The sequence below is a fragment of the Brevundimonas sp. FV1ye29L genome (assembly GCF_058681095.1).
Window position 1 is genome coordinate 1,544,142 of record NZ_CM178730.1, and the last position, 26,226, is coordinate 1,570,367.

Sequence of the window (26,226 nt, forward strand, 5' to 3'; positions counted from 1 at the left end):
GCCAGTCTGATATCGTCCAGCCCATCACGAACTGCTCAACCGGGCGGGGTTGTGGCCGGCGTTTGGATGGGTGATTGTCATTTTTTGAAGAGTTTCGCGTCCATGATGGTGGAATCAGCGCGAAACAAGTGCGCCGTTGCGACGACCTGGGGTCGTCGAAGCGTGTGAGAATGAGAAGGGTCCATGACCAAAGCCGCCGGCACAGACGCCAAAAGCACCCTGTATTGCTCCTTCTGCGGGAAGAGCCAGCATGAGGTGCGTAAACTCATCGCCGGTCCGACCGTGTTCATCTGCGACGAATGCGTCGAACTGTGCATGGACATCATCCGCGAAGAGCACAAGATCGGCTTCAAGAAGGCCGGGTCTGACGGCGTGCCGACGCCCAAGGAGATCCGTGAGGTTCTCGACGACTATGTCATCGGGCAGTCGCACGCCAAGAAGGTGCTCTCGGTCGCGGTCCACAACCACTACAAGCGTCTGAACCACGCGACGAAGAACAACGACGTCGAGCTGGCCAAGTCGAACATCATGCTGATCGGCCCGACCGGTTCGGGCAAGACGCTGCTGGCCCAGACCCTGGCGCGCATCATCGACGTGCCCTTCACCATGGCCGACGCCACCACGCTCACGGAAGCGGGCTATGTGGGCGAGGACGTCGAGAACATCATCCTGAAGCTGCTCCAGGCCTCCGACTACAATGTCGAACGGGCCCAGCGCGGCATCGTCTACATCGACGAAATCGACAAGATCAGCCGCAAGTCGGACAATCCCTCGATCACCCGCGACGTCTCGGGCGAGGGCGTGCAGCAGGCCCTGCTGAAGATCATGGAGGGCACGGTCGCCTCCGTGCCCCCGCAGGGCGGCCGCAAGCATCCGCAGCAGGAGTTCTTGCAGGTCGATACCGCCAACATCCTGTTCATCGTCGGCGGCGCCTTCGCCGGGCTTGAAAAGGTCATTTCGGCCCGGGGCGCGGGCGCCTCGATCGGCTTTGGCGCCAAGGTCAAGGAAGTCGACGAACGCCGCATGGGCGATGTGCTGAAGGAGGTCGAACCCGACGACCTGATGCGCTTTGGCCTGATCCCCGAGTTCATCGGCCGTCTGCCTGTGCTGGCGACCCTGGAGGATCTGGATGAAAAGGCCCTGGTCACCATCCTGACCGAGCCGAAGAACGCCCTGGTCAAACAGTACAAGCGCCTGTTCGAGATGGAGAACGTCGGCCTGACCTTTACCGACGACGCCCTGAACTCGGTGGCGAAAAAGGCCATCACCCGCAAGACCGGCGCCCGGGGCCTGCGGTCCATTCTGGAAGGCATACTGCTGGAGACCATGTTCGAACTGCCCACCTTCGAGGGCGTCGAGGAGGTGGTCGTCAACGCCGAGGTGATCGAGGGCAAGGCCCAGCCCCTGCTGATCTATTCCGAGGCCTCGAAGAAGAAGGCCGACGGCGCGGCGTAGGGCCGGCCTTCAGTCACAGGCATCAGGGGCGCATCCTTGCCGGTGCGCCCCTTTTTTGCGGCCTGAACGGGTTGCGGCCGCCTATCGGACCGTGATCCTGTAGGTCGCGGTTTCCGCAGGTTGGGCGTTCTGCTCCCACGCCCGGGCGTATTTGAAGACGATCGTCGTCTGGCCCGGCGCGGAGGCCAGGAAGCGATAGTGGGTCTGTCCCGGCACGCCGACCATCCCTTCAGGATGCGGGTTGGTGATGTACTGGCCAAAGGGCTCGCCGCGCGTGATCACCGTCCCGTCGAAATCACCCACGGTCCAGGCATAGCCGGTGCTGCTGTTGCCGGGCAGCACGATCAAGAGCGTCTGGCCGGTGCTGAGCACCGTTTCGCCGTCGCGGATGCCGGCGACCGGTTGGCCCCCGGAATGCGCTATGGCGCGGCTCTCGTTCGACGGCGCGGCGCCGGCGCCCTGACAGGCGGCCAGACTGATCAGGGTTGCGGCGACAAGGCAGGCGCGGGTCATCGACATGTTTTCAAACTCCGTGGAACCTGTCGAACCCTGTTACTGCGGGATCGACGCAGGGCCAGCGAAAAATGGTCACGCCCTCTGCGGCGGGACGATAGAAGGGGCGCCCGGCCAAACAGGAGCCACCCGTGATCCACGCCAGCGACAACCCTGAAGATGATGGGGAGGGCTATGACGTCGACGACTGGTCGCGGCTGAAAGCCTTCACCGGCCGGATCGCGACCCTGGACGACGTGCAGGCGAAGCGGGCGGTGTTCGCCCTGGACGACACCGAACGGCCGTGGCCGCTGGACATGGACCTGCCCCAGCCGGTGATCTGGTGGGAGGAGGACGGCGAACAGGCGGCCGTGGCGGTGCAGGCCGAATGCCACACCGGGCCGGACGGGGAGGAAATGGAGGTGGTCGGGCTGATCCTGCCCGACGGCGGGGCGGCCGTGGCCCTGCTGGAGGACATCGATCTGGTCGACGATACGGACCCGACCTGGCGGGCGCTGGTGACCGGGGCGGTCGACGGGGTGGATCCGAACGAGGATTAGGGCGCCAGGGCGGCCAGACCATCACCGTCATCCTCGCCCTTGTGGCGAGGATCCAGAAACTCCGACGTCGGTGTCCGAGCGGGACTTCTCTCTTGGGTCTGTTGATGCGGCGCAACCGGCGGCGCCGGGAGTCTGGATCCTCGCCACAAGGGCGAGGATGACGAGGTGGGGTTGAGAGGAGCCGAGACTACGGCTCCCAGCGCACCAGCGGCGTATCACCTCTCAGATATAGCGGGTGTTTGGGGCTGCCGTCGCCGTTCACGCCAAAGCACCACAGGTCGTGGCCGTCCTCCTGCAACGCCTCGACCAGAGCCCGACCTGCGGGCACCAGCGCCTTGTTCAGCTTGCCATGGCACAGGATGACGCGCGCGGCCCCTGCGGCGGCGGTGCGGATCGTCGGCAGGTTTTCGGGCGAACAGGCCTGGACGCCCGGCGCCAGCAGCATCTTCGGGTCGGTGGCGCGATAGTCGCCGACATTGGCCTTGACCATGGCCTCGAACCCCTCGCGCCGGGTGAAGCTCCATTCGCGGGCGCAGGTCGGGTCGTTGACCGTGGCGTCGGCGGTGGACGGGTTCATGCCGATGAACAGGATGTAGCGCCCGGGGAAGGCGTCGCCCAGCCAGCGCCGCATCAGCTGGCGATAGCGGCCGTCGGCGCTGAAGGTCGCATCGCCGTTGACGCCGGGCATCAAGGCCAGCCGCACCTTGCCGCCGGGGTCGTGCCGGGCGGGGTCGTGCGCCGGGGTCGCCAGAGGGTCAGCGGGGAACAGGTCGCCGGTCATGCCCGCTCCGCCGCCTTGGCCGCGTCCCAAAGGGCGTCCATCTCGGCGAGGTCGGACTGGTCGGGCGTGCGGCCGGCCCTCGCCAGTTCGGCCTCGATGAAGGCGAAGCGGCGGATGAATTTGGCGTTGGCGCCGCGCAGCGCGTCCTCGGGCTCGACCTCCAGCTTCCGGGCCAGGTTGGCGACGACGAACAACAGGTCGCCGACCTCGTCACGGGCCTTGTCCAGGTCGCCCGCGGCGATCTCGACCTTCAGTTCGGCCACCTCCTCGTCCAGCTTGTCGAACACCTCGTCGGTAGAGGGCCAGTCGAAGCCGACGCGGGCGGCGCGTTTGGTCAATTTGGCGGCGCGGGCGAGGGCGGGCAGGCCGACGGGGACGTCGTCCAGAACGCCGTGCTGGGCCCTGGCCTTGCGTTCGGCGGCCTTGATGTCCTCCCACCGGGCCTTCTGGGCGACAGCGTCGGACTTGGCCGCCTCATCGGAAAACACATGGGGGTGGCGGCGGATCAGCTTGTCGGCCATGGCCCCGGCCACGTCGTCGAAGACGAACAACCCGGCCTCCTCGGCCATGCGGGCATGGAAGACGACCTGGAACAGCAGGTCGCCCAGTTCGGACTTCAGCTCCGTCATGTCGCCGCGCTCGATCGCGTCGGCCACCTCATAGGCCTCCTCGATCGTATAGGGGGCGATGGTCTGGAAGGTCTGGGCGACATCCCAGGGGCAGCCGCCGTCGGGGTCGCGCAGCCGGGCCATGATGGCGATCAGACGGTCGGTCGGCGTGGTCATGCGGTCTTCGCTACAGCGTCCCGGGCGTCCAGTTCGGCGCGGATGGCGTCGTGGCGCGCGGGGGTGAGAGGATATTTATGAAGGGCCCATGCCGCGAGCGCGATCAGCACGGCCGGGGCGGCGACGAACATGACCTGGAGAAGCATCAGCGAGGTCGGGCTGTTGCCTCCCGTCGGCGCCACCGCCTCGAATCCGACCCAGCCCAGCACGGCATAGGGGATCAGGGCGAAGACATGACCCAGCTTGGTGGTGGCCGAGAGGATGGAGAACATCAGGCCGGTCCGGTCCACGCCCGTCTCCAGCCGGATCTCGTCACCCGCATCGGCCATCATCGCGCGCAGCAGGAACAGCCCCGCCGCATAGGGCAGGCCGGCGACAAACATGGCGCCCGCCGTCAGGGCGAAGGATCCGCCGGGCAACAGGGTGGCGCCGAAATAGAGGCCGGCGAAGATCAGGCTGGCGATGATCAGCGCCTTCGCCTTGCCGACCTTCGTCGCCAGCCAGGCCCAGACCGGCGATCCGACCAGTCCCCCGAGGAAATACAACAGCATGAAGAGGGACGCTTCGGTCCGGCCGTAGCCCTTGATCTGGTCGAAGAAGAAGAACAGCAGGGCCCCGGTGATGCCGGGCGCGACGCCCAGCAGCAGGTCGGCGACCAGCAGCCTGGACACGCTGGGCCGTTTCAGCAGATCGAAATAGGCCGAGAATCCGCCGTGAGGCGTATGGCCGGCATTGACCGGCTCAGGCACCACGAACAGGGCCAGGCCGACGGTGATCGGCAACAGGGCGATGATGGTCCAGCCCATGATGTGAACCCCCGCCACATAGTCGCCGAGGCCCGACTGAACCACGGCGGCGGGCAGGATCAGGATGGCGATGACGCCGATGATGTTGAAGGCCTGCCACCAGGCATAGACCCGGCTGCGCTGGTCGTATTCGGGCGCCAGAACGCTGGCCCAGCCCAGCTGGCCCAGGGTCCCGACCGAGAAGCCCAGATACAGGACCAGCAACCACAGGAAGAGGTAGCCCGGCCCGGCCCCCGGCTGGACCAGCACAAACATCATCAGGGCCGACAGCATCAGGATGGGGGTCGAGACCGCCATCCACGGGCGATAGCGGCCGAAGCGGGTCCGGGTACGGTCCATGGCCGCGCCGATGAAGGGGTCGAAAACAATGTCTATGGCCCGCACCGCCATGAAGACATAGCCGACCATGGCGATGTCGATGCCGACATGGCTGGCGTAGAACTCTGGCAGGGTGACCGGCAGGGCCACGCCGAACGCCGCGAGCGGCAGGCAGACGGCGGAGAAGGCGGCCAGGACCGCATTGCTGCGTCGGTTGGCGGGAGCGCCGGTCATCGGGTCGGTCCATGCGGCGGGCCGGATGAATCGGTCCCGGCCTCACCATCGCAGTTTTGGATGGCCGAAGGGAGGGGGAGGCGGTCGACAGGGACTTGATCCCGACACCGGCCTGCGGCCTTCTGAGGCGATGCTGTTTCGCCTGTTCGCCCTGTTCGCCGCCTGTCTGAGCCTGATGGCGGCCGGGCAGGCCACAGCACAGGCGGCGGACTGCACCGGCGAATCCGGATGGGGCGAGGCGGCCCTGGCCAACGCCCTGAGCCTGAACAGCCTGGACTGGACCCCGTTCAACCAGGCCGAGACGGGCTGGGAGACCTATGTCCCGGCCCTGCAGCAGGAGATCGGCGTGCGCTGCGATCCGGCCAGCGGTCCGTTCGCCGCCGGGCTGGCGCGGTTTCAGGCGCGCTACAGCCTGCCGGCCACCGGGGTGTTCGACGCTGCGACCTTCACGGTGCTGAAGGGGTTGATGCAGGAGCGCAGGCCGTTCGTCATGGCCCGGGTGCGCAACGAATGCCCTGAACCGCCGCCGCTGAACCAGCTCGGCTATCTGGCGCCGGAGGAGGAACATGCGGACCGGCTGACGCGACTGCTGCGCCGCGATGTGCTGGACGCCTATCGCCGGATGGCCGCCGCCGCCCGCCGCGAGGTTCCGGCCATCGCCGCCGATCCGGAGCTGCTGCAGATCTTCTCCGGCTTCCGGGACCCCGAGGCCGATGCGGCCCGATGTGCGCAACAGGGCAATTGCGACGGGGTGCGCCGCGCCGCCTGTTCGCCGCACCGGACGGGCACGGCGGTCGACCTGTTCGTGGGTCAGGCGCCGGGGATGGAGGTCGATTCGACCGCCCCGGAAAGCCGGCGACACATGAGCCTCGGTCCGACCTATCAATGGCTGGTGAGGAACGCAGGCCGTTTCGGCTTTGCGCCCTATCTCTACGAGCCGTGGCACTGGGAATATGTCGGGGCACGAACCCCTTGAGGGCGATGGCCCGCCGTCCGCTGACCTCTGCTGAGATCGCCCTGGCCCGGTGGGTGTTCGGAGGCGCGATCCGGCTGAAGACCGTCCGCATCCTTGCCGCGCCCTGGCCCCTGAACCGGGCCTTCGTTGCGGGGTGCTGGTTCGGCCGGGACTGGATCGTCTGGCCGGCGAAACAGGTTCCGGCAGATGCTTCGAAGGCCCCCCTGGGCGTTCAGGCCCTGCTCATCCATGAACTGGTCCATGTCTGGCAGGCGCAGCAGGGCGTCAACCTGCTGGCGGCCAAGATTCGCGCCGGGGACAGTGCGGCCGCCTATGCCTATCCGCTGGATTGCGCCGACTGGAGGGCGCTGAACATCGAGCAGCAGGCCAGTCTGGTCGAGCATCGTTTCCGGTTGGCGAAGGGCGCGCGGGCGCCCACGGACGCGGCCTTCTACGACCGACTGTGTCCTTTCCCGAAACCGAGCGTTTCGGACCCCGGGCTTGAATGAACCCGTAGATGGCCTAAATCGCTACTGACGCTGTTACGAAATGGCGTCGTTCGATTTCAAGTTTGGTTCTTTGGGAGCGCCCCATGGCGAAGGTTCTGGTTCTGTATCACTCCACCTATGGTCATCTCGAGACGATGGCCAGGGCTGTGGCCGAAGGCGCAGACTCGGTCGAGGGCGTCACGGCCGATATCAAGCGCGTGCCCGAGACGGTGCCGGAAGAGCTGGCCAGAGCCTCCCACTACAAGATGGATCAGGACGCCCCGATCGCCACGGTCGACGACCTGAAAGACTATGACGCCATCATCGTCGGGGCCGGCACCCGCTTCGGCACCGTAGCGTCCCAGATGCGCGCCTTCTGGGACCAGACCGGCGGCCTGTGGTTCTCGGGCGGCCTGATCGGCAAGGTGGGCGGCGTGTTCACAGCGACCGCGACCCAGCATGGCGGTCAGGAATCCACCATCCTGGGCTTCATCCCGACCCTGTTGCACCACGGCCTCGTCGTCGTGGGCCTGCCTTACAACTATCAGGAACAGATGACGCTGGACGCCATTCACGGCGGCAGCCCCTATGGCGCCTCCACCATCACCGGCGGCGACGGCTCGCGCCAGCCGAGCGAGATCGACCTCGGCGGGGCCCGCCATCAGGGCCGGCATATCGCGGAGATCGCGAAGAAGCTGCACGGCTAGGATGAAGATCCGCCAGCCCGCCGTCTTCTTCGGTCACGGCTCGCCGACGAACGCCCTGGGCGGTCCATACGGGCCGGTCTGGCGCAGGCTGGGCGAGGCGGTCGGCAAGCCGAAGGGCGTATTGATGGTCTCGGCCCACTGGGAGACCCGGGGTCTGGGCGTCACCGCCATGGAGCGGCCGCCGACGATCCATGATTTCGGAAACTTCGGCCCGGAGCTGCACGCCCTGCAGTATCCGGCGCCGGGGTCTCCGGAACTGGCGGCGCGCGTCGCCGAACTGACCGGGGCGATCCAGACCGATCAATGGGGGCTGGATCACGGGACGTGGTCGGTGCTGGTCCATGTCTGGCCCGACGCCGACGTACCCGTGGTGCAGCTGTCGCTGAACCGCGACCTGTCGCCGCGTCAGCACTATGAGCTGGCTCGCGCGCTCAGGCCGTTGCGGGATGAGGGCTATGTGATCGCGGGGTCGGGGGACTTTGTCCACAACCTGCGAACCTGGAAGCGGACCGACGACGCCGGGCCCTATGACTGGGCAGTCGGCTTCAACGAGGCGGTCAAGGCGGCCTTTGTGCGAGGCGACCACGCGGCCCTGATCGACTGGGCCGGGCTTGCGGATAATGCGCAGCTCAGCGTCCCGACCGATGAGCATTTCCTGCCGGTGCTTTACGTCGCAGCCCAGCAGGAGGCGGGCGAGCCTGTCAGTTTTTTCAACGATTCCATCGATGGCGGGTCCATTTCGATGACCGGTGTTCGGATCGGCTGAGGAGGCTTGAGCCTTCGGACTTGCGTTCGCCCGCCAAGTCTGCGACTTTGCTCTGGTCAATATCTAAGCGTCACGCCCCACTTTCGCGCACGCGCTGAGTTCTGGCCGATCCATTTAGACCTGACAGGCCCGAAGGATGTTCCTTCGAGCCAAACGCCAACAGGAGGTCTCAAAATGGCTACCGGCACTGTGAAATGGTTCAACTCCACCAAAGGCTACGGCTTCATCCAACCGGATGACGGCGGCAAGGACGTGTTCGTGCACATCTCGGCCGTTGAAGGCGCCGGCCTGCGTGGTCTCGACGACAACCAGAAGGTTTCCTACGAACTCGAGCGCGACAAGCGTTCGGGCAAGGAATCGGCTGTCCAGCTGAAGACCGAAGGCTAAGCCCTTCCCGGACGGGTCGCTTCGGCGGCCGGTCCGGATCAGCTCTAAAATTCAGGGCGGCGGTCGCAAAGACCGCCGCCCTGTTTCGTTTCTGCGGCGTCCGGTCGGCGGCTTCAGCCGCCGATCAGGCGTCGATCAGGCAGACGCGTCCGCCTCAACCAGCTTCTGGATGGCGACATAGTCGGTCTTGCCGGTGCCGAGGACGGGGATCTCCTTCACCCGGAGAATCTTCTTCGGCACCGCCAGTTCGGGGGCGCCGGCGTTTCGCGCCCATTCAGCGACGGCCGACACCTCGGCGGCGGTCCAGTCCGTGACCAGCACCAGCTTCTCGCCCTTGCGGCTATCGGGAATCGAGACCACGGCATGGCGGCCCTCGGGCCAGACCCCCTGGGCCAGGCCCTCGACCGCCGTCAGGGAGACCATCTCGCCGCCGATCTTGGCGAACCGCTTCACCCGACCGAGGATGGTGACATAGCCCTCGGCGTCGATGTCGGTGATGTCGCCGGTGTCGTGCCAGCCGTCCTTCAGCAGGTCGAGCGCCAGCGGGTCGTCGCCCGAGATATAGCCCTCCATGACATTGGGCCCGCGCAGGAACAGACGGCCGCCGCCGCTGATCCCCTCAACCGGCTCCAGCCGGTATTCCAGGCCGGGCAGGATCTGGCCCACGGTGCCCGGCCGGTTGCGATCGGGGTGGTTGACGGCGACGACGGGCGCCGCCTCGGTCGCGCCGTAGCCTTCAAGGACCTCCACGCCGCCGAACTTGGTGTTGAACATCGCCCGCGTCTCGTCGCGGACCTTCTCCGCGCCGGCCACCACGAACTGCAGCGTCCGGAAGTCGTCAGGCTCCGCGACCCGGGCATACTGGTTCAGGAAGGTGTCGGTGGCGAACAGGATCGAGGCCTTCACCTTCGGCAACAGGTCGGTGATCTGTTTGGCGTGCAGCGGGGAGGGGTATTCGAAGACCTTCATGCCTTGCAGCAGCGGCAGGAGGACGCCGCCGGTCAGGCCGAAGCTGTGGAAGGTGGGCAGGGGATTGAACATCACCCATTCGGGTTTCAGCTCGATATGGGCGGCGATCTGTCGTGCATTGGCGACCAGGTTCTGCTGGCTCAGCACCACCCCCTTGGGGGCGCCGAAGCTGCCGGAGGTGAACAGGACCACGCCGGGGTCCGAAGGCCTTGTGCGGACGCGAAACCGCTTCGGCGCCAGGCCTGCGGCGAGGCCGAAAAGCTTGTCCTTGATGCCGATGGTCGCGCGGACGTCGTCCAGCCAGGTAAGGGTGGCGACCGCGCCGAGTTCGGCGATCAGATCGTCCAGCTTCGCCTGCTCGACAAACCGGCGCGCCGACAGGATGCGGGTGACCCCCGCCGTCGCCAGGGCCGCCTTGAGATTGGATTCTCCGGCCGTGAAGTTCAGCATCACCGGCACTCGGCCGAAGGCGTGCAGGCCGAAGAAGGTGACGACCACCCCCATCGACGACGGCAGCAGGACGCCAACCCGCTCGCCCCTGTCGGTCATGGCCGCGATCTTGCGGCCCAGCACGAAGGCGGCGCGGATCAGGCCGGTGTAGGTCAGGGGTTTGCGGTCCTGGTCCTCGAGGATCTCCTTGTCGCCGAACCGGCTGCGTGCCGAGATCAGGGCGTCGAACAGGGGCTCTGCGTACAGCTCCGGATCGAGAGTTCTGGAATAGGGGTCCGCCGGCAAGCCTGTCCTCCTTCGGGGCGCTGCAGCCGCCCTCGCGTTGAGCCGGGAACCTAGAGGTGTCGTCCCTGAATGAAAAGATGCGTTACGTTGCGTGAACCCGTGCGGGGCGACATTGGCGTTCATGCACTGAAACGCGGCGTGGCTTGCCTTTGCCGTCGGGACGTCCGACATACCGCCCTTGTCCCAAGGAGAGCGTCCGCCCGCGATGGTCACGCTGATCGACACGCTGAAGAAGACGCCCGCAGAGCTGCGTCACCCGGAGAAACAGAACCGGCCCGAGACGGCGGTGCTGAAAAAGCCCGACTGGCTGAGGGTCAAGGCCCCGGGCAGCGGCCAGTACAACGCCACCAAAAGCATCGTTCGCGAGAAGGGACTGCATACCGTCTGCGAGGAGGCGGCCTGTCCCAATATCGGCGAGTGCTGGAGCCAGAAGCACGCCACCCTGATGATCATGGGCGACACCTGCACCCGGGCCTGCGCCTTCTGTAACGTCAAGACGGGCCTGCCCCAGCCGCTGGACCCCGAAGAACCCGCCAAGGTCGGTCTGGCCGTCCGTGAGATGGGGCTGAACCACGTCGTCGTCACCTCGGTGGATCGCGACGATGTGGCGGATGGCGGCGCGGCCCATTTCGCCGAGGTGGTGCGCCAGATCCGGCTCCAGGCGCCGGACACCACCATCGAGATCCTGACCCCCGACTTCCTGCGCAAGGACGGGGCGGCCGAGGTCATGATCGACGCGACCCCGGACGTGTTCAACCACAACCTGGAAACCGTGCCCCGGCTGTATCTGAAGATTCGGCCCGGAGCCCGCTACTTCCACTCCCTGCGCCTGCTGCAGATGGTCAAGGAGCGCGACCCCAACCAGTTCACCAAGTCCGGCATCATGGTCGGGCTGGGCGAGACCCGGGAGGAGGTCATGCAGGTGATGGACGACATGCGCTCGGCCGGCGTCGACTTCATCACCATCGGCCAGTATCTGCAGCCCACCCGCAAACACGCCGCCATCGACCGGTTCGTGACCCCGGAAGAGTTCAAGGCCTATGAGGCCATCGCCCGGGCCAAGGGCTTCCTGATGGTGTCCTCGTCGCCGTTGACGCGGTCCTCGCACCACGCGGGCGACGACTTCGCCCGGCTGAAGGCCGCACGGTTGGCGCGGAATCCCTCGCCGTCCGGACGCTGAGGCCCGCTTGGCCGTTCACCGCCTCACCCGCGTCCTGCCCTATGAACCCGCCCAGCTCGCCGCGCTGGTGGCGGATGTCGAGGCCTATCCGGACTTCGTCAAATGGGTCACGGCCATGCGTGTGTGGAATGCCCGTGAAGAGGCGGAAGGGGTCAGCCTGATCGACGCCGAGGCCCAGGTGGGGTTCTCCTTCCTGAAGGAACGGTTCTCGACCTGGGTGCGGCATGACCGCAACCTGCCCCGGGTCGAGGTGGGGTTGATCCGGGGGCCGTTCAAACACCTGAAGAACCGCTGGGATTTCCATGCGGATCCACGGGGAACGCGGCTGGAGTTCATGATCGACTTCGCCTTCAGGAGCCCGATCCTCAATGCCATGCTGAACGCCAATTTCGATCTCGCCGTCGGCAAGCTGATGGCCAGTTTCGAGGCCGAGGCCCGGCGTCGCTATGGACCCGGGGCATGAGCGCCGCCTTCGACTTCGATGCGACGGTGGTGGGGGCAGGGGCGGTGGGGCTGGCCTGCGGGCGGGCGCTGGCGCGCCGCGGCCTGACGGTTCTGGTGCTGGAGAAGGAAGGCCACATCGGTCAGGGCGTGTCTTCGCGAAACAGCGAGGTCATTCACGGCGGCCTCTACTATCCGACCGGCTCGCTGAAGGCGGGGTTCTGTGTCGAGGGCCGGCGGGCGCTCTATGCCTTTCTGGACAGCCGCAAGATCGACTATCGCCGCTGCGGCAAGCTGGTGGTGGCGACGGAGGCGGCCGAGGTCGGGCGGATCGAGACCATCTTCGAACAGGCGACGGCGAATGGCGTCGAGGGACTGCAGCATCTGACCGGCGCCGAGGCCCGGGCGCTGGAGCCGGGGCTGAAGGCCCATGCGGCCCTGCTGTCGCCCGAGAGCGGCGTCTTCGCCAGCCACGACTATATGCTGGCGCTTCAGGGCGAGATCGAGGATGCGGGCGGGTCGGTGGTGGTCTCCACCCCTTTCGAGCGCGCCGAGCCCCTGCCGGGCGGCGGCTTCGCGATCACCGCAGGCGGCCCGGATTCAGGGGAGGGCGGCGCGACCGTGACGACCCGCCTGCTGGTGACGGCGCCGGGACTTCAGGCCCAGCAGGTCGCGGCGCGGATCGAGGGCTATCCGGCGGCTGACATCCCCGCAGGGCATTTCGGCAAGGGCGTGTATTTTCGTCTGACGGGCAGGGCGCCGTTCGAGCGGCTGATCTATCCGCCGCCGATCCCGGGAGCGCTGGGCACCCACTACCGCAAGGATCTGGGCGGTCAGGCGGTGTTCGGTCCGGACCTCGCCTATGTCGAGGCCGAGGACTATTCGGTCGATCCCGCACGGGCCGAGGTGTTCGCCGGCTATATCCGCCGTTTCTGGCCGGGCCTGCCCGATGGCGCCCTCGCTCCCGACTATGCCGGAATCCGCCCCAAGTTGCATGGCCCGGGCCAGCCCCAACCCGATTTCCAGCTGCACGGCGTTGAGCACCATGGCATGGAGGGCCTGATGGCCCTGTTCGGCATCGAAAGTCCCGGTCTGACCAGCTCCCTGGCCATCGGCGAGGCGGTGGCCGGGGCGCTTCACGGCAGGTCCCAAGACCTGGCTTGATCTCGCTCGACGATTCGGGCATAAGCCGCCGCTCGCTGGCGGCTCTTGATTGGGCCGCCGCATTCGTTTTTCGCGCCGGCCGAGCTGATCGGGGGGCGCCCGACCCTGAGATTGAGACGGACATGGCTGTTCCGAAGCGCAAAGTATCGCCCTCGCGTCGCAACATGCGTCGTTCGCATGACGCCCTGAGCACCAATGCGTACACCGAGGACAAGGACACGGGCGAGCTGCGCCGCTCGCACCACATCGACCTGAAGACCGGCACCTATCGCGGTCGTCAGGTGCTGACCCCCAAGGAAGACTAGACCTCAGGTCTGGTTACCCCGGCCAGCCGTGCGCATGGCGCAGGCGGACCGAGAGATTTCACGAAGTTTGCGGCGCCCGGTACACCGGGCGCCGCTTTCATGCGTTGATCGGGCATCCACTCTGCCAAGGAGCGCTCCGCATGATCCGATCCCTGACCGCCGTCGCCGCCACCACCCTGTTGCTGGCCGCCTGTGGAGTACAGGAGCCCGTCTCGTACCCGGCGGCCGGGACGCCCGCAGCGACGGCTCCGCCTGCAACGCCTGTCGCGACGGCGCCGGACGCCCTGACCGCCCAGGGGTACGGGCCGCTGCGCATTGGCATGACCCGGGCCGAGGTGGTGACGGCTCTGGGAGAAGATTCGACGCCCGACATGTCAGGCGGGGCTGAACCGGACCTCTGCGACCAGTGGCGGCCCGTTCGCGCGCCGGACGGCGTGCTGGTCATGATCCAGAACGGCGTCCTGACCCGGATCTCGGTGGCCGACCCTTCAACCCTGAAGACGGATCGCGGTCTCGGCGTCGGCGACACCGCCGCCGCCGTCAAGACCGCCTACGGTCCGCTGCTGGTCGCCCAGCCCCACAAATACTCCGCCCCGCCGGCCGAGGACCTGTTCGTATGGCAGGCCGGGGGCCCCGCTGCGGCCGGCGACTATGTGCAGGACGAGGCGGCGCGCGGCATCCGCTACGAGATCGGCAATGACGGCAAGGTCCGCATGATCCATGTGGGCGGACCCGCTATCCAGCTGGTCGAGGGTTGTTCCTGATCCCGTCCCGACCGACGGTCGCCGCTCCGATAGTTGGCGTTTGGCGACGGGACCGCTAAACGCCAGCATCATAGTCCCCCGCTGCCAGACAGAGACCCCATGACCGACATCGCCGACATCGTCGCCCGCCAGATCCTCGACAGCCGCGGCAACCCGACCGTGGAAGTGGACGTCATTCTCGATGACGGTTCGTTCGGCCGCGCCGCCGTGCCCTCGGGCGCCTCGACCGGGGCCCATGAGGCCGTGGAGCTGCGGGACGGCGACAAGAGCGTCTGGGGCGGCAAGGGGGTGCAAAAGGCCGTGGACGCGGTGAACGGCGAGATCTTCGACGCCCTGAGCGGCATGGACGCCGAAGACCAGCGCCGCATCGACGAGGCGATGATCAGTCTCGACGGCACGGCCAACAAGGGACGTCTCGGCGCCAACGCCATTCTGGGCGTGTCGCTCGCCGTCGCCAAGGCGAGCGCCATCTCGGCGGGCCTGCCGCTGTATCGCTATATCGGCGGCGTCTCGGCCCGGGTCCTGCCCACCCCGATGATGAACATCATCAACGGCGGCGCCCATGCCGACAATCCGATCGATATCCAGGAGTTCATGATCCTGCCGACCGGGGCCGAGAGCTTCTCGGAGGCCCTGCGGATGGGGTCGGAAATCTTCCACGCCCTGAAGAAGGCGCTCAAGGATGCGGGCCACAACACCAATGTCGGGGACGAAGGCGGCTTCGCCCCCAACCTGGCCTCGGCCGATGAGGCCCTGAGCTTCATCACCAAGGCGGGGCAGGCGGCCGGCTATCTGGCCGGCGAGGACTTCCATCTGGGTCTCGACGTCGCCTCGACCGAGTTCTTCAGGAACGGCAAGTACGAGATGACCGGCGAAGGCAAGTCGCTGGATGCCGAACAGATGGTCGGCTACCTGGCCGACCTGTGCGAGCGCTTCCCCATCGTCTCCATCGAGGACGGCTGCGGCGAGGATGATTTCGACGGCTGGCGGATCATGACCGAGCGTCTGGGCGACCGGGTGCAGCTGGTCGGGGACGACCTGTTCGTCACCAATCCGGCGCGTCTGGCGGCCGGGATCGGCGAGGGCCTGGCCAACTCCATCCTGATCAAGGTCAACCAGATCGGCACCCTGACCGAAACCCTGGACGCGGTCGATATGGCCAATCGCGCCGGCTACACCTCGGTGATGAGCCACCGCTCGGGCGAGACGGAAGACTCGACCATCGCCGACCTGGCCGTGGCCACCAACTGCGGACAGATCAAGACCGGTTCGCTGGCCCGGTCGGACCGGACGGCGAAATACAACCAGTTGCTCCGCATCGAGGAAATGCTGGGCGATCAGGGCGCCTACTATGGCGACGGCATGCTGCTGAAATAGGCGACGGCCGGCGACCGTCGTCCTTGCCGGACGATGGTCGCCGAATCGCGTTTCATGTCTGAAAAATTCGTATCCGTCCTACGGCCACGCTACCAATCGTTAGGCATTTTCGGCGACACATCCTTCATTGTGTCCACGCTCAGAAGGAGCGTTCGTGTTGCCCGAACGGATGAAGCCCTATTTCCTCTCCATCTTCCTGATGCTGATGTGTGTCTACCTCGGCGTTCAGGCCCTGACGGGGGACAGGGGGCTGCTTGGCGGTCATGAGCGGAACGTCTTGCTGGCCCAGCGCGAGGCGCAGCTGGCGGACCTGACCGAACGCCGCGCCGATATGGAGGTGCGGGCCCGGTATCTGCGCACCGAACACCTGTCCCGCGACCTGCTGGAGGAGCGCGCCCGGGCCGTTCTGGGCTTCGCCGACCCGCGCGATTATGTGATCCGCGTGTCGGACCTCGCGCCCGCCGCAGGGAATCCGAGCATCGTCTCCTGAACTATTGTTACAGCCGGACCGGGTCGCTTTGCGTTTCGGGAAGGAAGGCTGCTAAAGCCCGTTTCCGTAACGAAAAGAAGGCCTGACTTCGCCCCGGCGAAGCGGACCCAGCCGGGAGATGTCGGATGGCGAAAGCCCCCGCCGCGAAGTCAGCGCAAAAGGCCGCCGCCGGGGGGGACGCCATCCCCAACGGCCCGCAGGCGTCCAAGGAAGACCTGCTCCGGTACTACCGCGAGATGGTGCTGATCCGTCGCTTCGAGGAGCGGGCGGGCCAGCTGTACGGCATGGGTCTGATCGGCGGCTTCTGCCATCTGTATATCGGCCAGGAGGCCGTGGCGGTCGGCGTCCAGGAGAGCGTCCGTCAGGGCCACGACAAGATCATCACCGGCTACCGCGACCACGGCCACATGCTGGCCGCCGGCATGGACCCGAAACAGGTCATGGCCGAACTGACCGGCCGCAGCGGCGGTTCGTCCAGGGGCAAGGGCGGGTCGATGCACATGTTCGACGTGCCGACCGGCTTCTACGGCGGCCACGGCATCGTCGGCGCCCAGGTGGCGCTCGGCACCGGCCTGGCCTTCGCCGGTAAATACCGCGGCGATGACTCGGTCGCCTTCATCTATTTCGGCGACGGCGCCTCGAACCAGGGTCAGGTCTACGAGAGCTTCAACATGGCCCAGCTGTGGAAGCTGCCGGCCATCTACATCATCGAGAACAACCAGTACGCCATGGGCACGAGCATCGAGCGCTCCTCGTCCACGACCGAACTCTATATGCGCGGCTCCAGCTTTGGCATCCCGGGCGCCCAGGTCGACGGCATGGACGTTCTGGCCGTGCGCGAGGCGGTGGCCACGGCGGTCAAGCGCGCCCGCGAGGGCGGCGGTCCCTTCATCCTTGAGGTGAAGACCTATCGCTATCGCGGCCACTCCATGTCCGACCCGGCCAAATACCGGACCAAGGAAGAGGTCGACGAGGTCAAGAAGACCCGCGATCCCATCGATCATGTGAAGATGCTGCTGGAACAGGCGAAAGCCACCGAGGACGAGCTCAAGGCCATCGACGCCGAGATCAAGGCGATCGTGGCCGAGGCGGTCCAGTTCGCCCAGGAAAGCCCGGAGCCGGATCCGTCCGAGCTTTACACTGACGTCTACGTGGAGGCCTGATCCGTGACCGACATCCTCATGCCGGCGCTGTCCCCCACGATGGAGGAGGGCACGCTGACCAAATGGCACATCAAGGCGGGTGACGTCGTCTCCGCCGGCCAGGTGATCGCCGAGATCGAAACCGACAAGGCTACGATGGAGGTCGAGGCCGTCGACGAGGGCGAGGTGCTGGAAATCCTCGTCGCCGAGGGGGCCGAGAACGTGAAGGTCAATACGCCGATCGCGCGTCTGGCCGGCGAGGACGGCGCCGCCGCGCCTGCGCCGAAGGCGGACGCTGCTGAATCGGAAAAGGCCGCTGCGGACGCGCCCCGGGCCGCCGCAGAGGGCAAGACCGGCGATCCGGAAAAGGCCCCGGCCCAGACGGCCAGCCCGAAGGTCGACCTGCGCGATCCGGAAATCCCGGCCGACGCCAGGCTGGTCAAGACCACCATCCGCGACGCCCTGCGCGACGCCATGGCCGAGGAAATGCGGCGCGACGACAAGGTCTTCCTGATCGGCGAGGAAGTCGCCCAGTACCAGGGCGCCTACAAGGTCAGCCGCGAACTACTGCAGGAGTTCGGCGAGCAACGCGTCGTCGACACCCCCATCACCGAACATGGCTTCGCCGGTCTGGGGGTCGGGGCCGCCATGTCGGGCCTGAAGCCGATCGTCGAATTCATGACGTTCAACTTCGCCATGCAGGCCATCGACCACATCATCAACTCGGCGGCCAAGACCCTTTATATGTCGGGCGGCCAGATCCGCGCCTCGATCGTGTTCCGCGGGCCGAACGGCGCCGCCAGCCGCGTCGGCGCCCAGCACAGCCAGGACTATTCGGCCTGGTACGCCAATGTCCCCGGCCTGAAGGTCATCGCGCCGTATGACGCCGCCGACGCCAAGGGCCTGCTGAAGTCGGCCATCCGCGACCCCAACCCCGTCGTCTTCCTCGAGCACGAGATGATGTACGGGCTGGAGTTCGACGTGCCGGAGGTCGAGGATTATCTGGTCCCGATCGGCAAGGCCAAGGTTCGTCGCGAGGGGACCGACGTCACCATCACCGCCCACAGCCGGATGGTCGGTTTCGCGCTTCAGGCCGCTGAACAGCTGGCCGGGGAGGGGATCTCCTGCGAGGTCGTCGACCTCCGGACACTCAGGCCTCTGGATCATGAGACCATCGTCGAGAGCGTGAAGAAGACCAGCCGTCTGGTCTCGGCCGAGGAAGGCTGGGGCCCGATGGGCGTCGGCGCCGAGGTCGTAGCCCGCGTCATCGAACACGCCTTCGACTATCTCGATGCGCCCCCGCTGCGGGTGCATCAGGAGGATGTGCCTCTGCCCTACGCCGCCAATCTGGAAGTCCTTTCGCTGCCGGGCGTCGACAAGATCGTCGCCGCCGTGAAAGCGGTGATGGCGTGAGCGAAGCCTCGGAGTTCATGCTGACGACGCCCGAAAGCGTCGCGGCTGACGCCGATGCGATTGAGCTGATCCGCATCTGGTGGTCGAAGGGCGAGCCGGTCATGGCGATCAAGCCCGCCTTCGACGATCCGATCAAATTCGGCGAGCTGCTGGCCATCGCCGCCCGCCACATGGCCCATGGCTATGCGGTGCGACACGGTCACGACGAGCGCCAGGCCTATAACCGGATCCTGCAAGGGATCAGCGACACGGTGAAGGCCGACAACATCCGCACCGACGCCGAACCTGTGGCCCGCAAGGGAGGGAACGCCTGATGACCGACATTCTGATGCCCGCCCTGTCTCCGACCATGGAGGAAGGCGTTCTGGCCAAATGGCACGTCAAGGCCGGCGATGTCGTCAAGGCCGGCGATGTGATCGCCGAGATCGAGACCGACAAGGCGACGATGGAGGTCGAGGCCGTCGACGAGGGCGAGATCACCGAGATCCTCGTCGCCGAGGGCGCCGAAGGGGTGAAGGTCAATACCCCCATCGCCCGCCTGAAGGACGAGGGCGGCGCCGCTGCCCCGGCCAGGGCGCCCGAAAAGGCCGCCGAGGCTCCGAAGGCTGACGCTGCTGCTCCCGCCGCGCCGACGCCGGTCAGGGTCGATGCCGCTGCGCCCGCCAAGGCTCCGGCCGCCCCTGCCGCGTCCGACGGCAAGCGCGTGTTTTCCTCGCCCCTGGCCCGCCGGATCGCGGCGCAGAGGGGCGTGGACCTGGCTTCGGTCAAGGGCACGGGCCCCCACGGCCGCGTCGTCCGTCGCGACGTCGAGGCCCTGAAGGGCGGCGCCGCGACCGCTTCAGCCGCGTCCCCCGCAGCCGCCTCCGCCGAACCGCGCAAGGCGCTGTCGCTGGAACAGCAGGGCATCGCCCCCGGCAGCTACGACCTCATCCCGCTGGACGGCATGCGCAAGGCGATCGCCCGCCGTCTGACCGACAGCTTCCGCGACGTGCCGCACTTCCCCCTGACCATCGATTGCGACATCGACGGCCTGCTGGCGGCGCGGGTCAAGGTCAATGCCCTGCTGGAGAAGGACGGCGTCAAGGTCTCGGTCAACGACTTCGTGCTGAAGGCCTCGGCCATGGCGCTGAAGGCCGTGCCGGAAGCCAACGCCAGCTACACCCCCGAAGGCATCGCCATGCACCACCACGCCGATGTGGCGATGGCGGTGGCGATCGACGGCGGCCTGATCACCCCGATCATCCGCAAGGCCGAGACCAAGTCGCTGCGCCAGATCGCCAATGAAGCCAGGGATCTGGCCAAACGCGCCCGCGACCGCAAGCTGAAGCCCGACGAGTTCCAGGGCGGCACCTTCTCGGTGTCCAACCTCGGCATGTTCGGCATCAAGGCGTTCGCCTCGATCATCAATGAGCCCCAGGGGGCCATCATGTCGGTCGGCGCGGGCGAACAGCGCGCGGTCGTGAAGAACGGCCAGCTGGCCGTCGCCACCGTGATGACCGTGACCCTGACCTGCGATCACCGTGTGGTCGACGGGGCCGTCGGCGCACGCTTCCTTCAGGTCTTCAAGGCCATGATCGAAGACCCGGTGACCATGCTGGCCTGAGGCTTTCGACCCGGCGGTTGGGGCTTGCATCCGGTGATCCCTCTCTTCTAGCTGGCCGCCTGGGGGGAGACGCGATGCAGGCAGTGGGTCAACAGCCGCCGGTCAGGGTCTGCGGCGCATGCGGTGCGACCCTTGCGGGACGGTACTGTCACGACTGCGGTCAGGATTCCGAAGCGCGGCCGCGTCCCCTGCGCGACTGGGCGTCCGAGGCCTTTTCCGAGACCAGTCTGGTGGACGGGCGCACCGCCCGCACGCTCGCGGCGCTGGCGATCAGACCTGCGCGCCTGCTGGAGGCCTATCGCTCGGCTGCGGGCAGCCTGTACCAGAGCCCGACCAAAATGTTCGTCGTCATGACGGCCCTGTTCCTGTTGACGCTGAACTTCGCCGATGTGGCCATCTATCAATATGCCGCCCAGCCGATCGATCCCTCGCGGCCGGTCAGCGCCCGCGCCGATCCGGACGGGAGCACGGTCCATCTGACCAATGCCCGGGAGAGCGAGCGGTGGATGCAGAAGCGGATCGAGGCGCCCGTCTCCCCTGTCGTGACCCGCGCAATCGAGGACGCCGCCGGTCGGGCGACGACCGAAAAGGACCGCCAGAACCTCCTGTACGAGATCCAGACGGTGCGCGAACAGGCGATCGTCTCGGAACGGATGTCCAACTGGCTGCCCAATGCCCTGTGGCTGTTGATGCCCCTCTATGCGCTGCTGCTGTCGCCCTTCTTCCGCAAGCGACTGATGATGGAACATCTGGTCTTCGCCATGTGGGCGCATGTGATGGCGTTCGGCCTGCTGATTCTGCTGGCCCTCGCCAACAAACTGGGTGCGGGCGCTCCGGCCTGGATCGTCGTGGGGCCCTATCTGGCCTATTTCACCCTGACCGCCGCCGCCTACTATGGCGTCTCAAGGCGCGACGCGTTCTGGCGGGGGCTCCTGCATCTGGCGGCGCATGTCGTTCTGGCGCTGCTTCCGGCGATGGTGGTCGTCGCCGCATCGGCGATGGATCTGGAGGCCTTCGTCCGCTTCGTCCTGGCCTGACATTTGGTTTCCGAACGGCGGGGCGGGCTGGTCGGGGCCCCTGACCATCCGCTAAAGCCATATGTCGGAACGCAAAACGGGCGGCGCCCGCTGCGGGTCCATGATACGGGAGCGGCCGGACAGGCCGTCGCAAGGAGAAGTCGCATGGCTGAGTTCGATCTGGTCGTCATCGGTTCGGGCCCCGGCGGTTACGTCGCGGCTATCCGCGCCAGCCAACTGGGCCAGAAGGTCGCCATCGTCGAGCGCGAGAACCTGGGCGGCATCTGCCTGAACTGGGGCTGTATCCCGACCAAGGCCCTGCTGAAGTCGGGCGAGAAGTTCGAGAGCCTGAGCCATCTGAAGGACTACGGCCTGTCGGCGTCCGGCGCGTCGTTTGACTTTGACGCCATCATCCAGCGCTCGCGCGGCGTTGCGGCGACGATGAACAAGGGCGTCGCCTTCCTGATGAAGAAGAACAAGATCGAGGTGATCGAGGGCTCGGCCAGGCTGGAGAAGGGCGCTGCGGCGCCCAAGGTCGTGATCGCCCTGAAGGCCGGCGGGTCGCGCACGGTAGAGGCCAGGGCGGTCATGCTGGCCGTCGGCGCTCGCGCCCGCGCCCTGCCGCAGATCGGGCTGGAGGCCGACGGCGACAGGATCTGGGCCTATCGCGACGCCCTGGCGCCGAAGAAACTGCCCAGGTCCTTCATCGTCATCGGCTCGGGCGCCATCGGCATCGAGTTCGCCAGCTTCTATCGCGCCCTGGGCGCCGAGGTGACGGTCGTGGAGGCGGTCGAGCGCATCATGCCGGTCGAGGACGAGGAGGTCTCCAAGGCCGCCCAGAAGTCGTTCGAGAAGCGCGGCTTCAAGTTCAAGCTCGGCGCCAAGGTGACCAGGGTCTCCAAGACCGGCGCGGGCGTGAAGGTGGACATCGAGATCGGCGGCAAGGCCGAGTCGCTCGAGGCCGAGGTCTGCATCTCGGCCGTCGGCATCACCGCCAACACCGACGGCATCGGCCTGGAGGCGCTGGGCGTCGAACTGGACCGCGGCCACATCAAGACCGACGGCCACTGCCAGACCAACGTCAAGGGCCTGTTCGCCATCGGCGACTGCGCCGGCGCCCCCTGGCTGGCGCACAAGGCGTCGCATGAAGGCATTCACGCCGCCGAATTCATCGCCGGCTACAAGACCCCGAACGTCCATTCGCCCATCGCCGGCTGCACCTACGCCCAGCCGCAGGTCGCCTCGGTCGGCGTCACTGAACAGGCCGCCCGCGCCGAGAAGCGCGAGGTCAAGATCGGCCGCTTCCCGTTCCGCGTGAACGGCAAGGCCGTTGCCGCCGGCGAGATCGACGGCTTCGTCAAGGTGATCTTCGACGCCAGGACCGGCGCCCTGATCGGCGCCCATATGATCGGCCACGAAGTGACCGAGATGATCCAGGGCTATGTCACCGCCATCACCATGGAAGCGACCGAGGAAGACATCCACGGCATCGTCTATCCGCACCCCACGATGTCGGAGGCCATGCACGAGGCGGCGCTGGACGCCTACGGGCGGACGATCCACCTGTAGGGGTCGCCCTCGCCTTCCGTGTCATCAAGGCGCCAGGGCGACCCAGCGCAGCGGGGGGTCAGGCCGGCAGCCGCCCCTCGGCGAAGAAGGCGTCCATCCGCGCCTCCCAGGGGGCGACGTCGAAGCCGTTTGCGGCCAGCCAGTCGTCGTTGAAGCCCGTCGAGGCGTAGCGGTCGCCGTGGTCGCACAGGATGGACACGATCGACCCGCCTTCGCCCGCCTCGGCCATTTCGGTCGCGAGCAGGGCGCAGGCCCACAGATTGGTGCCCGAGGACGGGCCGCAGCGCCGTCCGAGACGGCGGCTCAGCACCCTTGCGGCGGCGAACGAGGCCACGTCCGGCACGGCGATCATCCGGTCGACCACGCCAGGGATGAAGGACGGCTCGACCCGGGCGCGCCCGATGCCCTCGATGCGCGAGGTGGGGCCCTCGACGGTCCGGACCGACCGGTCGGCCCAGTGTCGGTGGAAGACCGAGGCCTCAGGGTCCGCGACGCAAACGCGGGTGCCGTGCCGGTTATAGCGGACGAAGCGGCCGATGGTGGCCGAGGTGCCGCCGGTGCCGGCCCCGCAGACCACCCAGCGCGGCACCGGGCAGGGCTCGCGCTGCATCTGGGCGAAGATGGCCTCGGCGATATTGTTGTTGCCGCGCCAGTCGGTGGCCCGCTCGGCATAGGTGAACTGGTCCATGTAGTGGCCGCCCAGTTCATCGGCGAGACGCTGGCTCTCGGCATAGGCGTCGCCCGGCCGGTCGACGAAATGGCAGCGGCCGCCATAGAATTCGATGGCCTGGACCTTCTCAGGCGCCGTCGAACGGGGAACGACGGCGATGAAGGGCAGCTTCAGCATCCGGGCGAAATAGGCCTCGGACACGGCGGTCGAACCGCTGGAGGCCTCGACAATGGTCATCCCCTCGCCGATCCAGCCGTTGCACAGGGAATAGAGGAACAGGGAGCGCGCCAGACGGTGTTTGAGGCTGCCCGTCGGATGGCTGGACTCGTCCTTGAAATACAGGGCGATGTCGGCGAGCGCGGGCATGTCCACCGGGATCAGGTGGGTGTCGGCCGAACGGTTGTAGTCGGCCTCGATCCGCCGCACGGCGCGGGCGACCCAGTCACGGCTTTGGGCGCTGCAGACAGGGAGGGGGACGTCGGGCGTGCTCATGGGCGCGGGATAGGCCGAGTCAGGATGTCAGTCGAGACCGGCGCGGTCGTTGCGCCAGTCGAATATCGCCTCCAGCAGCTGAACCGCCTGACCGCGTTCGGACGTCAGGTCCGGGTCGCGATTGAGGACCAGCCGCGCATCGTCGGCAGCGGCCAGCATCAGGGCGCGATGGCGGATCGGGTCGGCGAGGCGATAGGCGGGCAGGCCGCTCTGTTTCAGCCCCAGGGGATCGCCGCCGCCGCGCAGCCGGAAATCCTCCTCGGCGATCTCGAACCCGTCCTCGGTGCGGCGCAGGGTCTCCAGACGTTCGCGGGCCGTCTCGCCCAGCCCCCCGTCCTCGCCGCCGTACAACAGGATACAGGCGCTTGACCGGGCACCGCGCCCGACCCGACCGCGCAACTGGTGCAACTGGGCCAGGCCGAACCGGTCGGCGTGTTCGATGACCATGATCGAGGCGTTCGGCACATCGACGCCCACCTCGACCACCGTGGTTGCGACCAGCAGGGGAATGCGGCCGTCGGCGAAATCGGCCATGACCGCCTCCCGCTCGGCCCCCGGCATCTGGCCGTGCACCAGACCGACCTCGATGTTCAGCAGGCGGCGCAGATCGACGGCGCGGGCCTCGGCGGCGGCGAGGTCGATGGTCTCGGACTCCGCCACCAGAGGGCAGATCCAGTAGGCCTGGGCGCCGCTTTCGACGGCGGCTTTCAGACGCCTGGCGACCTCGCCGATGCGGCCCTGTGGCAGGACGGCTGTAACGACCGGGGTGCGGCCCGGGGGCTTTTCCATCAGTCGGCTGACGTCCAGTTCGCCGAACTGGGTCAGTTCAAGGGTGCGCGGGATCGGCGTGGCCGACATGGTCAGCAGGTGGACGCCGCCGAGGCGTGGATCGCCCTTGGCCTGAAGCCGGTTGCGTTCATTGACGCCAAACCGGTGCTGTTCGTCGATGACGGCGAGGGCCAGCCGGTCGAAGCGGACGGCGTCCTGGAACAGGGCGTGGGTGCCGATGGCGACAGCGGCGCGGCCGGTGGCGAGGGCGTCCAGACGCTCGCGCCGCTCCGCCGGGGTGTCGCGGCCCGTCAGCAGGAGCGTCGGCACGCCCGCCGCCTCCAGCATCGGCCCCAGCCGTTGAAAATGCTGGCGGGCGAGGATCTCGGTCGGCGCCATCAGGGCGGCCTGGAGGCCTGACGAGGCGGCGTCGGCGAGCGCCAGGGCGGCGACGGCGGTCTTGCCGGACCCTACGTCCCCCTGCAGCAAGCGTCCCATCTGCTGTCCGGAACCCAGATCGCGGCGAATCTCGGCCACGGCCTGATCCTGGGCCCCGGTCAGGCGGAAGGGCAGGGCGGCGAGCAGGGCGGCGGACGGCTCGCCCGGCATGAGGACCGGGGCGGGCGTGATCTGACGGGCGCGGCGACGGCGGGCGAGGGCCAGCTGGTGGGCGAGCAGTTCATCATAGGCCAGCCGTTGGCGCACCGGGGCGTCGACCTCCAGATCGGCTTCGACGGTCGGGTGGTGCAGGGCCTCCAGTGCGGCGCGCCAGCCGGGCCAGCCCTGTTTCGCCCGCCAGGCCGCGTCCTGCCATTCGGGCAGTTCGGGCGCCGTGGCCAGAGCCGCCTGGGCCAGTTTGCGCACCACGCGTGACCCCAGGTTGGCCGTCGCCGGATAGACCGGCTCGACCGGCGGAATGTCGCCGGCCTTTTCCAGCGGCACGATCCAGTCCGGATGGACGATCTGGACCTCGTTGTTGAACCGTTCGACCTTGCCGGAGACCAGCCGCCGTTCGCCGCGTGGCAGCTGGCGGTCGATGTGGCGGGGATCGCCGCCGAACCACACCAGATGCACGAAGCCGGCCTCGTCCGAGGCCCGCACCTTCAAGGGCGCGCCCGGTTTGGACGGGATGAACATCCGGTCGATCAGGACGTCGAACACCCCCACCTCGCCCTCGACCGCCTCCGTCGAGAGGGTTCGGCGGCGGGTGATGACGCCGGTAGGGCCGAGCAGCAGCAGGTCGCGTACCAGCGGCCCGGCCAGTTTCTGGATCAGGGGCGCGACCTTGGGCCCCACCCCTTTCAGGCTGGTGACCTCCGCAAACAGGGGAAAGAGAATCTGGGGCCGCATTATGCCGGCAGCATAGCTGGCGCGCGGCGCTGTGGAACGCTATC

General features: G+C 67.3%; 27 protein-coding genes. 20 read left to right on the forward strand and 7 right to left on the reverse strand.

What is annotated here, in order from left to right; all coding sequences use genetic code 11:
- Positions 1–183: 183 nt before the first annotated feature.
- Positions 184–1,455, forward strand: a complete 1,272-nt coding sequence (gene clpX / locus ACW17W_RS07570) for an ATP-dependent Clp protease ATP-binding subunit ClpX (RefSeq protein WP_492080143.1) — start codon at positions 184–186, stop codon at positions 1,453–1,455.
- An 81-nt stretch (positions 1,456–1,536) separates the two neighbouring features.
- Here the strand turns inward: clpX and ACW17W_RS07575 are convergent, their stop codons facing one another.
- Positions 1,537–1,974, reverse strand: a complete 438-nt coding sequence (locus tag ACW17W_RS07575) for a protease inhibitor I42 family protein (protein ID WP_492080144.1) — start codon at positions 1,972–1,974, stop codon at positions 1,537–1,539.
- Positions 1,975–2,099: 125 nt separating this feature from the next.
- Between ACW17W_RS07575 and ACW17W_RS07580 the strand changes: the two genes are divergently transcribed.
- The gene (locus ACW17W_RS07580; protein WP_492080145.1) at positions 2,100–2,507 is read left to right on the forward strand and encodes a hypothetical protein; all 408 of its coding nucleotides are present in this window, start codon (positions 2,100–2,102) and stop codon (positions 2,505–2,507) included.
- A 187-nt stretch (positions 2,508–2,694) separates the two neighbouring features.
- Here the strand turns inward: ACW17W_RS07580 and ACW17W_RS07585 are convergent, their stop codons facing one another.
- The 3 genes from ACW17W_RS07585 to ACW17W_RS07595 are packed head-to-tail and all read right to left on the reverse strand — an operon-like array spanning position 2,695 to position 5,431.
- Positions 2,695–3,288 carry a DUF1643 domain-containing protein gene (locus ACW17W_RS07585; RefSeq protein ID WP_492080146.1) on the reverse strand — a complete coding sequence of 198 codons (594 nt, stop codon included), beginning with the start codon at positions 3,286–3,288 and terminating at the stop codon, positions 2,695–2,697.
- Positions 3,285–4,073: a nucleoside triphosphate pyrophosphohydrolase gene (gene mazG, locus ACW17W_RS07590; RefSeq protein WP_492080147.1), complete on the reverse strand. Its 789-nt coding sequence runs from the start codon at positions 4,071–4,073 to the stop codon at positions 3,285–3,287. Before mazG ends, ACW17W_RS07585 begins: the two co-directional genes overlap by 4 nt.
- Complete coding sequence (locus ACW17W_RS07595) at positions 4,070–5,431, reverse strand: MFS transporter (protein ID WP_492080148.1); 1,362 nt, start codon at positions 5,429–5,431, stop codon at positions 4,070–4,072. The genes mazG and ACW17W_RS07595 overlap by 4 nt, the downstream gene beginning before the upstream one ends.
- A gap of 130 nt (positions 5,432–5,561) precedes the next feature.
- On the opposite strand from ACW17W_RS07595, the gene ACW17W_RS07600 reads away from it, so the two are divergent.
- The 5 genes from ACW17W_RS07600 to ACW17W_RS07620 all read left to right on the forward strand — a co-directional run bounded on the left by ACW17W_RS07600 (position 5,562) and on the right by ACW17W_RS07620 (position 8,734).
- Complete coding sequence (locus ACW17W_RS07600; protein ID WP_492080149.1) at positions 5,562–6,407, forward strand: D-alanyl-D-alanine carboxypeptidase family protein; 846 nt, start codon at positions 5,562–5,564, stop codon at positions 6,405–6,407.
- A 5-nt stretch (positions 6,408–6,412) separates the two neighbouring features.
- Complete coding sequence (locus ACW17W_RS07605; RefSeq protein WP_492080150.1) at positions 6,413–6,895, forward strand: hypothetical protein; 483 nt, start codon at positions 6,413–6,415, stop codon at positions 6,893–6,895.
- 83 nt (positions 6,896–6,978) lie between these two features.
- Entirely contained in the window at positions 6,979–7,581 is a 603-nt protein-coding gene (gene wrbA, locus ACW17W_RS07610) for an NAD(P)H:quinone oxidoreductase (RefSeq protein ID WP_492080151.1), read from the forward strand.
- Positions 7,582–7,588: 7 nt separating this feature from the next.
- A complete protein-coding gene (ygiD, locus tag ACW17W_RS07615; protein ID WP_492080286.1) occupies positions 7,589–8,347 on the forward strand; it encodes a 4,5-DOPA-extradiol-dioxygenase in 759 nt (252 codons plus the stop codon).
- Between the two features lie 174 nt (positions 8,348–8,521).
- The gene (locus ACW17W_RS07620; protein ID WP_492080152.1) at positions 8,522–8,734 is read left to right on the forward strand and encodes a cold-shock protein; all 213 of its coding nucleotides are present in this window, start codon (positions 8,522–8,524) and stop codon (positions 8,732–8,734) included.
- Between the two features lie 135 nt (positions 8,735–8,869).
- Here the strand turns inward: ACW17W_RS07620 and ACW17W_RS07625 are convergent, their stop codons facing one another.
- Positions 8,870–10,438: an AMP-binding protein gene (locus tag ACW17W_RS07625; protein ID WP_492080153.1), complete on the reverse strand. Its 1,569-nt coding sequence runs from the start codon at positions 10,436–10,438 to the stop codon at positions 8,870–8,872.
- Positions 10,439–10,643: 205 nt separating this feature from the next.
- Here ACW17W_RS07625 and lipA point away from each other — a divergent pair, with 205 nt between their 5' ends.
- From lipA to lpdA, 13 genes are all read left to right on the forward strand, one after another.
- Entirely contained in the window at positions 10,644–11,618 is a 975-nt protein-coding gene (gene lipA, locus ACW17W_RS07630; RefSeq protein ID WP_492080154.1) for a lipoyl synthase, read from the forward strand.
- A 7-nt stretch (positions 11,619–11,625) separates the two neighbouring features.
- Entirely contained in the window at positions 11,626–12,081 is a 456-nt protein-coding gene (locus ACW17W_RS07635) for a type II toxin-antitoxin system RatA family toxin (RefSeq protein ID WP_492080155.1), read from the forward strand.
- Positions 12,078–13,223: an NAD(P)/FAD-dependent oxidoreductase gene (locus tag ACW17W_RS07640; RefSeq protein WP_492080156.1), complete on the forward strand. Its 1,146-nt coding sequence runs from the start codon at positions 12,078–12,080 to the stop codon at positions 13,221–13,223. The genes ACW17W_RS07635 and ACW17W_RS07640 overlap by 4 nt, the downstream gene beginning before the upstream one ends.
- A 122-nt stretch (positions 13,224–13,345) precedes the next feature.
- On the forward strand, positions 13,346–13,528 hold the full coding sequence (rpmF, locus tag ACW17W_RS07645; RefSeq protein ID WP_492080157.1) for a 50S ribosomal protein L32: 183 nt from the start codon (positions 13,346–13,348) through the stop codon (positions 13,526–13,528).
- Positions 13,529–13,668: 140 nt separating this feature from the next.
- The gene (locus ACW17W_RS07650; protein ID WP_492080158.1) at positions 13,669–14,292 is read left to right on the forward strand and encodes a hypothetical protein; all 624 of its coding nucleotides are present in this window, start codon (positions 13,669–13,671) and stop codon (positions 14,290–14,292) included.
- A 99-nt stretch (positions 14,293–14,391) separates the two neighbouring features.
- Positions 14,392–15,669, forward strand: coding sequence for a phosphopyruvate hydratase (gene eno, locus ACW17W_RS07655; RefSeq protein WP_492080159.1), 1,278 nt, complete (start codon positions 14,392–14,394; stop codon positions 15,667–15,669).
- Positions 15,670–15,838: 169 nt separating this feature from the next.
- A complete protein-coding gene (locus ACW17W_RS07660; RefSeq protein ID WP_492080287.1) occupies positions 15,839–16,159 on the forward strand; it encodes an FtsB family cell division protein in 321 nt (106 codons plus the stop codon).
- A gap of 125 nt (positions 16,160–16,284) precedes the next feature.
- Entirely contained in the window at positions 16,285–17,322 is a 1,038-nt protein-coding gene (gene pdhA / locus ACW17W_RS07665; RefSeq protein WP_492080160.1) for a pyruvate dehydrogenase (acetyl-transferring) E1 component subunit alpha, read from the forward strand.
- Between the two features lie 3 nt (positions 17,323–17,325).
- Complete coding sequence (locus ACW17W_RS07670; protein WP_492080161.1) at positions 17,326–18,714, forward strand: pyruvate dehydrogenase complex E1 component subunit beta; 1,389 nt, start codon at positions 17,326–17,328, stop codon at positions 18,712–18,714.
- A complete protein-coding gene (locus tag ACW17W_RS07675; protein ID WP_492080162.1) occupies positions 18,711–19,028 on the forward strand; it encodes a DUF5076 domain-containing protein in 318 nt (105 codons plus the stop codon). The genes ACW17W_RS07670 and ACW17W_RS07675 overlap by 4 nt, the downstream gene beginning before the upstream one ends.
- Positions 19,028–20,317, forward strand: a complete 1,290-nt coding sequence (locus tag ACW17W_RS07680; protein ID WP_492080163.1) for a pyruvate dehydrogenase complex dihydrolipoamide acetyltransferase — start codon at positions 19,028–19,030, stop codon at positions 20,315–20,317. The genes ACW17W_RS07675 and ACW17W_RS07680 overlap by 1 nt, the downstream gene beginning before the upstream one ends.
- 74 nt (positions 20,318–20,391) lie before the next feature.
- Positions 20,392–21,354 (forward strand): DUF3667 domain-containing protein, encoded by a 963-nt coding sequence (locus ACW17W_RS07685; protein ID WP_492080164.1) that lies wholly within the window; start codon positions 20,392–20,394, stop codon positions 21,352–21,354.
- A gap of 144 nt (positions 21,355–21,498) precedes the next feature.
- Entirely contained in the window at positions 21,499–22,902 is a 1,404-nt protein-coding gene (gene lpdA / locus ACW17W_RS07690) for a dihydrolipoyl dehydrogenase (protein WP_492080165.1), read from the forward strand.
- Positions 22,903–22,960: 58 nt separating this feature from the next.
- Here lpdA and ACW17W_RS07695 read toward each other — a convergent pair whose 3' ends face one another.
- Positions 22,961–24,064, reverse strand: coding sequence for a PLP-dependent cysteine synthase family protein (locus ACW17W_RS07695; RefSeq protein WP_492080166.1), 1,104 nt, complete (start codon positions 24,062–24,064; stop codon positions 22,961–22,963).
- A 27-nt stretch (positions 24,065–24,091) separates the two neighbouring features.
- Positions 24,092–26,182, reverse strand: a complete 2,091-nt coding sequence (gene recG / locus ACW17W_RS07700) for an ATP-dependent DNA helicase RecG (RefSeq protein WP_492080167.1) — start codon at positions 26,180–26,182, stop codon at positions 24,092–24,094.
- Positions 26,183–26,226: the final 44 nt, after the last annotated feature.

Excerpts from the sequence above, each read along its gene's own strand:
- clpX (WP_492080143.1), top strand. The coding sequence starts at position 184 with ATGACCAAAGCCGCCGGCACAGACGCCAAAAGCACCCTGTATTGCTCC.
- ACW17W_RS07575 (WP_492080144.1), bottom strand. The coding sequence starts at position 1,974 with ATGTCGATGACCCGCGCCTGCCTTGTCGCCGCAACCCTGATCAGTCTG.
- ACW17W_RS07585 (WP_492080146.1), bottom strand. The coding sequence starts at position 3,288 with ATGACCGGCGACCTGTTCCCCGCTGACCCTCTGGCGACCCCGGCGCAC.
- mazG (WP_492080147.1), bottom strand. The coding sequence starts at position 4,073 with ATGACCACGCCGACCGACCGTCTGATCGCCATCATGGCCCGGCTGCGC.
- ACW17W_RS07595 (WP_492080148.1), bottom strand. The coding sequence starts at position 5,431 with ATGACCGGCGCTCCCGCCAACCGACGCAGCAATGCGGTCCTGGCCGCC.
- ACW17W_RS07600 (WP_492080149.1), top strand. The coding sequence starts at position 5,562 with ATGCTGTTTCGCCTGTTCGCCCTGTTCGCCGCCTGTCTGAGCCTGATG.
- ACW17W_RS07605 (WP_492080150.1), top strand. The coding sequence starts at position 6,413 with ATGGCCCGCCGTCCGCTGACCTCTGCTGAGATCGCCCTGGCCCGGTGG.
- wrbA (WP_492080151.1), top strand. The coding sequence starts at position 6,979 with ATGGCGAAGGTTCTGGTTCTGTATCACTCCACCTATGGTCATCTCGAG.
- ACW17W_RS07620 (WP_492080152.1), top strand. The coding sequence starts at position 8,522 with ATGGCTACCGGCACTGTGAAATGGTTCAACTCCACCAAAGGCTACGGC.
- lipA (WP_492080154.1), top strand. The coding sequence starts at position 10,644 with ATGGTCACGCTGATCGACACGCTGAAGAAGACGCCCGCAGAGCTGCGT.
- ACW17W_RS07640 (WP_492080156.1), top strand. The coding sequence starts at position 12,078 with ATGAGCGCCGCCTTCGACTTCGATGCGACGGTGGTGGGGGCAGGGGCG.
- rpmF (WP_492080157.1), top strand. The coding sequence starts at position 13,346 with ATGGCTGTTCCGAAGCGCAAAGTATCGCCCTCGCGTCGCAACATGCGT.
- ACW17W_RS07650 (WP_492080158.1), top strand. The coding sequence starts at position 13,669 with ATGATCCGATCCCTGACCGCCGTCGCCGCCACCACCCTGTTGCTGGCC.
- eno (WP_492080159.1), top strand. The coding sequence starts at position 14,392 with ATGACCGACATCGCCGACATCGTCGCCCGCCAGATCCTCGACAGCCGC.
- ACW17W_RS07660 (WP_492080287.1), top strand. The coding sequence starts at position 15,839 with ATGAAGCCCTATTTCCTCTCCATCTTCCTGATGCTGATGTGTGTCTAC.
- pdhA (WP_492080160.1), top strand. The coding sequence starts at position 16,285 with ATGGCGAAAGCCCCCGCCGCGAAGTCAGCGCAAAAGGCCGCCGCCGGG.
- ACW17W_RS07680 (WP_492080163.1), top strand. The coding sequence starts at position 19,028 with ATGACCGACATTCTGATGCCCGCCCTGTCTCCGACCATGGAGGAAGGC.
- ACW17W_RS07685 (WP_492080164.1), top strand. The coding sequence starts at position 20,392 with ATGCAGGCAGTGGGTCAACAGCCGCCGGTCAGGGTCTGCGGCGCATGC.
- lpdA (WP_492080165.1), top strand. The coding sequence starts at position 21,499 with ATGGCTGAGTTCGATCTGGTCGTCATCGGTTCGGGCCCCGGCGGTTAC.
- ACW17W_RS07695 (WP_492080166.1), bottom strand. The coding sequence starts at position 24,064 with ATGAGCACGCCCGACGTCCCCCTCCCTGTCTGCAGCGCCCAAAGCCGT.
- recG (WP_492080167.1), bottom strand. The coding sequence starts at position 26,182 with ATGCGGCCCCAGATTCTCTTTCCCCTGTTTGCGGAGGTCACCAGCCTG.